General features: G+C 39.0%; 8 protein-coding genes. 3 read left to right on the top strand and 5 right to left on the bottom strand.

Annotated elements, in window-relative coordinates; translation table 11 throughout:
* The first annotated feature begins 256 nt into the window (after window positions 1–256).
* The 3 genes from O9295_RS12860 (at window position 257) to O9295_RS12850 (ending at window position 1,115) form a co-directional block, all read left to right on the top strand.
* Complete coding sequence (locus tag O9295_RS12860) at window positions 257–397, top strand: hypothetical protein (RefSeq protein ID WP_288033187.1); 141 nt, start codon at window positions 257–259, stop codon at window positions 395–397.
* A gap of 68 nt (window positions 398–465) precedes the next feature.
* A complete protein-coding gene (locus tag O9295_RS12855; protein ID WP_002795910.1) occupies window positions 466–741 on the top strand; it encodes a hypothetical protein in 276 nt (91 codons plus the stop codon).
* Window positions 738–1,115 (top strand): hypothetical protein, encoded by a 378-nt coding sequence (locus O9295_RS12850; RefSeq protein ID WP_002795912.1) that lies wholly within the window; start codon window positions 738–740, stop codon window positions 1,113–1,115. Before O9295_RS12855 ends, O9295_RS12850 begins: the two co-directional genes overlap by 4 nt.
* A gap of 358 nt (window positions 1,116–1,473) precedes the next feature.
* On the opposite strand, the gene O9295_RS12845 is transcribed toward O9295_RS12850, so the two are convergent.
* The 5 genes from O9295_RS12845 to O9295_RS12825 all read right to left on the bottom strand — a co-directional run bounded on the left by O9295_RS12845 (window position 1,474) and on the right by O9295_RS12825 (window position 3,335).
* On the bottom strand, window positions 1,474–1,926 hold the full coding sequence (locus O9295_RS12845; RefSeq protein WP_288033185.1) for a PIN domain-containing protein: 453 nt from the start codon (window positions 1,924–1,926) through the stop codon (window positions 1,474–1,476).
* Window positions 1,923–2,207 (bottom strand): hypothetical protein, encoded by a 285-nt coding sequence (locus O9295_RS12840; RefSeq protein WP_147070611.1) that lies wholly within the window; start codon window positions 2,205–2,207, stop codon window positions 1,923–1,925. Before O9295_RS12840 ends, O9295_RS12845 begins: the two co-directional genes overlap by 4 nt.
* Before the next feature lie 376 nt (window positions 2,208–2,583).
* The gene (locus tag O9295_RS12835) at window positions 2,584–2,862 is read right to left on the bottom strand and encodes a YgiT-type zinc finger protein (RefSeq protein ID WP_002755282.1); all 279 of its coding nucleotides are present in this window, start codon (window positions 2,860–2,862) and stop codon (window positions 2,584–2,586) included.
* Window positions 2,801–3,118 carry a DUF4258 domain-containing protein gene (locus tag O9295_RS12830; protein ID WP_002779213.1) on the bottom strand — a complete coding sequence of 106 codons (318 nt, stop codon included), beginning with the start codon at window positions 3,116–3,118 and terminating at the stop codon, window positions 2,801–2,803. Before O9295_RS12830 ends, O9295_RS12835 begins: the two co-directional genes overlap by 62 nt.
* Before the next feature lies 1 nt (window position 3,119).
* Window positions 3,120–3,335 (bottom strand): hypothetical protein, encoded by a 216-nt coding sequence (locus O9295_RS12825; RefSeq protein ID WP_190721978.1) that lies wholly within the window; start codon window positions 3,333–3,335, stop codon window positions 3,120–3,122.
* Window positions 3,336–3,733: the final 398 nt, after the last annotated feature.

Here is a 3,733-nt window from a genome sequence, read left to right as displayed (position 1 = left end):
CGTTAAAATCGATGTTTGATAATTTTACCCTGCGCTTGTTCTGCTAACGCTTGCTCTAGTGCCTGCTGTTCAGAAAGAGGGATATCTGCAAAGCGAATGACCGATGTTTCCTGACAAATGAGATAATCTGGATTAAGCTGCGTTAACAGTTCCTCAGCTGCAGATGCGATCGCTTGTTTAATCTCTTCATCTCAAGCAGGTTGAGTCGTCTGGAAAAGATCAGATTGCATAAAAAGTCTCAGCCAATCAAAACGCTATGGTTTCCTTTATTCTAACACCAAAAAAAGCGATCGCACTTTATCAATATAGCGCGATCACTGCCAATAATCCTCGCCAAAATCAGCCGCCTGGATTGCACCAAAGATATCAATCTTCAATGTTCGATACGAGGCATTAGAGAGGAGTGAGAGAAGATGTTGTCATGTCAGCTAAAATGGAAACGTAAAGTTAAACGAAATCAAACCGATGAAACTTCGACAACCCCGATACAGCAAAGAAGAATTTGCTAGACGTGGCAACGACCTCTATGAATCTCAGATTCGTTCTCAAGTCGAGGAAGGCAATCATGGTAAAATTGTCGCTATCGACATTGAAACTGGAGCCTTTGAAGTGGCTGATGACATCGTAACCGCATCAGAGCATCTCCTGGCCAAATATCCCGATGCTCAGACTTGGTTTATCCGCATTGGGCATCGGGCAGTCTATCATTTTGGCGCACGGAGTTTGAGAGAAACTCTATGATGTATGGCTCGGTAAATCAGAGTTGTGAGGCAATCCTTCCAGTTGTCGTGAAAAACGATACTAGAAGGCAACTCGTAGATGCAGTAATTGATACAGGTTTTTCAGGATTTTTGACCTTGCCTTCTAGTATTATTGCGGTTCTAGATTTAACCTGGAAGGGGCGTGATATCGCAACATTGGGAGATGGCAGTTATTGTATTTTCGACGTTTATATTGCGAGGGTAATTTGGGACGGTCAGTATCGCACAATCGACATCAATAAATCCGAAACAGTGCCTTTAATTGGGATGGGATTGTTGCGAGGCTATGATTTGCGAATTCAGGCGATTGAAGGCGGTTCCGTTACTATTGAACTATTGCCAATTCCCCACTAGAACCATAACCCAACCTTGTATAACGTTTCCCAATGAATTGTAAAAAGGAAGTTGACGGCGATAATCTCTATTTCGGTTAGTTCTCCAATCAACTCAAAGCCATTACCCAGATCGTCATTCTAACAAAGATTAATAAAAATGTGGAATGTCTCCCCAAAAAAGCGATCGCACTTTATCAATAGAGCGCAATCACATCTAATTCGAGACCTTAATTATAGCTTTATTCGCCCTAACTTGGAGGCACTTCAAGTCATACTCTGTCCGTAAATCATCTGCGATTTCTGGCTCATCCCTCTTCCTAAGCTTCTCTTTCGGTTTGCGTCACTTCTCTTGCAATAAAGTTCCTCTAAGAACAATGTTAATCAAAACTAATATTTTGCCATAAATCTGCTCTGACAAACTTGGATAAATGACCTACATTTGTTGTCGCAATTATCAGATTTGTCACAGATAACGTGACAGCTTGTGCAATTAAAATCATATCACCATCAATTGTTTTATCTGCTGCTGTGGGTTGTCCTTGTTGGCGTGCCTGCGCCCAAAATAAAGCAGCTTTTCGCATTGCATCCGTTGTAATGGGTAGGTATTCTATTAAGTTAGCTAACTCATCCAGTCGCTTAATTCCTTTAATCTTGTTAGCGCGTAACAACTCTCGACGCACCTCATAATCAGCAATTTCTGGAAGAATAACCCTAATACCTGCTTTAATTAGTGTTTGTAGCCAACAATTACAAGCTAGACTTTCAGGCGCTCGCTTAGGATTAGTAATTAAACCGATAATTCCCGTATCTAATAAAACTACTCTATTCACCAAGTTACTCCCTTTAATTCAGCCGGAAATAAAGGACGCTCAGATAAGCGATCTTGGTCAAGTGCTTCGATTAAATATTCACCTGTTTCTTTTTGTTCTTGTTCATCGTCTTCATCAATCCAAGATTGAAGTAAATTAACCAGTTTGGTCTGTTTTTCTTGTTCTAAAATAGTATCCTTGAGCAACTTTAGGACATAAGCTTCTAGAGAAAGACCTTTCTCCCTCGCTTTTTGGCTGAGATATTGTTCGATTTCCGATGTTAAATTAAGAGTTAGTGGCATGGGCTTGACTTGAATCAATTTATCGTGTCTTTAACTAGGGTTTGCGGCAAAAAGTTTGTTGGTGGGGTTAGGAGTCGGTCGTCAGGAGTCTCCGAGTCAGTAGCCGGTCGTTTCAGGCTTTGTTGCCCTCTTTTTTTGTACCAGTTTATGTACTAAAAAAAGGATAATGCCAGGTTTTTGAAGGTCTTAATCCTATATTCTTGCACTAACATCGGATTTTAACAGGTCAAAAGCCTTATTTTAAAAGGGTTTTACCATTATTCAGCAAGCCCTAACTATTATAAACAAAAAAGCGATCGCACTCTACAAATATAGCGCAATCGCCCCTAATTTAAGACTTCAATTGTTGCTCGATTTGCCAGTTTTCTATTAAACACTAACTAGCAAAGTCAAATACTGGTGTTTCAATTACCCGTTTTGGTCGCTTATTTTCCCAGATAATTTCCTGCAAGCGTTCGACAGTTTCTGGTGCAAAAAAACGCTCTCCCGTTTCTACACAGACTCTAGCGGGGACATTTTCTATAATAAAAAAATTGCCATTGATTTCAAGGGTATAGGTAACTTCTTGTTCAATTAAGGTTTCTTGTCTAGAATTAGTTGACATCTGGTGTTCTCCTTGATTTAAAATCAATCCATAAATTTGGATCGGGTTCATATAGGGTAATAATTTTGAGCAAAGGGCGAGAGGGATAGCTACAATGAATGTGTAAGGCTCTATTAATTAGAGTAAATCCCAAAAGTAAACAGCTTGCACCATACTTATCAGCTGGATAATCTTCAATAATTTCGCTTTGTTCCATCGCCTCCCGTAATTCTTGAACACTGATCTGACGCAGGATACTTTGATTGACAGCGTGTTGAGAAAATTCAAATTGGTTTTGTCTAACTTTTTGACGAATTTCCTCAATCATTTCAGTGATAGCCGCCTTTAATTTGATCGTAAATATCCGTTGCTGTCATTTCACCAAATAACCGATCTTTAATCTCTAAATAATTTAGAGGTTGGGATGCTGTTTCTCTTAGAAAGAAGGCCGCTTTAGCAATTCCCAATCTTTTTACGAGAGCTTTAACTCCCTCTTTTCTAATTTCCTCAATCTCAGGAATCGTCAAATCTGTTTGAATTTTCATAGTAATTTTTCTCAATTCAAGCGTTGAAAATAATGGCGACAAACTCCCCATTTGATAGTCTAGTTATTTCATTTTCTCAAGTCAATGACATCAATAACATCAATACTTTTTAAGCGATGTATTATTCTATAATAAACTTTTAGATGGTTAACAATAAATACTTCAATTCTTTCGGGAGTGCCTGTTTTAAAATCTTCTCTCTGGAGTGATCAATCATGCAACAGATCGCGGATTTTGTGATAAGTTTCAGGATCATTTTGTTTTAAATTGCTCAAAAAGTCTCTAGTGCTTAAGGACAACCAGATATCATACGCCCTCTTACGTTAAAATCGATGTTTGATAATTTTACCCTGCGCTTGTTCTGCTAACGCTTGCTCTAGTGCCTGCTGTTCAGAAAG

The sequence above is a fragment of the Microcystis sp. LE18-22.4A genome, assembly GCF_027531105.1.
GTDB lineage: Bacteria > Cyanobacteriota > Cyanobacteriia > Cyanobacteriales > Microcystaceae > Microcystis > Microcystis aeruginosa.
The sequence above is the reverse complement of the archived record's forward strand: the minus strand, read 5'-3'. Positions and strand labels throughout refer to the sequence as shown.

What these genes read in the sequence shown, in the direction of transcription:
- O9295_RS12860 (WP_288033187.1), top strand. Translation starts at nt 257, where the DNA reads ATGGTTTCCTTTATTCTAACACCAAAAAAAGCGATCGCACTTTATCAA.
- O9295_RS12825 (WP_190721978.1), bottom strand. Translation starts at nt 3,335, where the DNA reads ATGAAAATTCAAACAGATTTGACGATTCCTGAGATTGAGGAAATTAGA.
- O9295_RS12835 (WP_002755282.1), bottom strand. Translation starts at nt 2,862, where the DNA reads ATGAACCCGATCCAAATTTATGGATTGATTTTAAATCAAGGAGAACAC.
- O9295_RS12855 (WP_002795910.1), top strand. Translation starts at nt 466, where the DNA reads ATGAAACTTCGACAACCCCGATACAGCAAAGAAGAATTTGCTAGACGT.
- O9295_RS12850 (WP_002795912.1), top strand. Translation starts at nt 738, where the DNA reads ATGATGTATGGCTCGGTAAATCAGAGTTGTGAGGCAATCCTTCCAGTT.
- O9295_RS12830 (WP_002779213.1), bottom strand. Translation starts at nt 3,118, where the DNA reads ATGATTGAGGAAATTCGTCAAAAAGTTAGACAAAACCAATTTGAATTT.
- O9295_RS12840 (WP_147070611.1), bottom strand. Translation starts at nt 2,207, where the DNA reads ATGCCACTAACTCTTAATTTAACATCGGAAATCGAACAATATCTCAGC.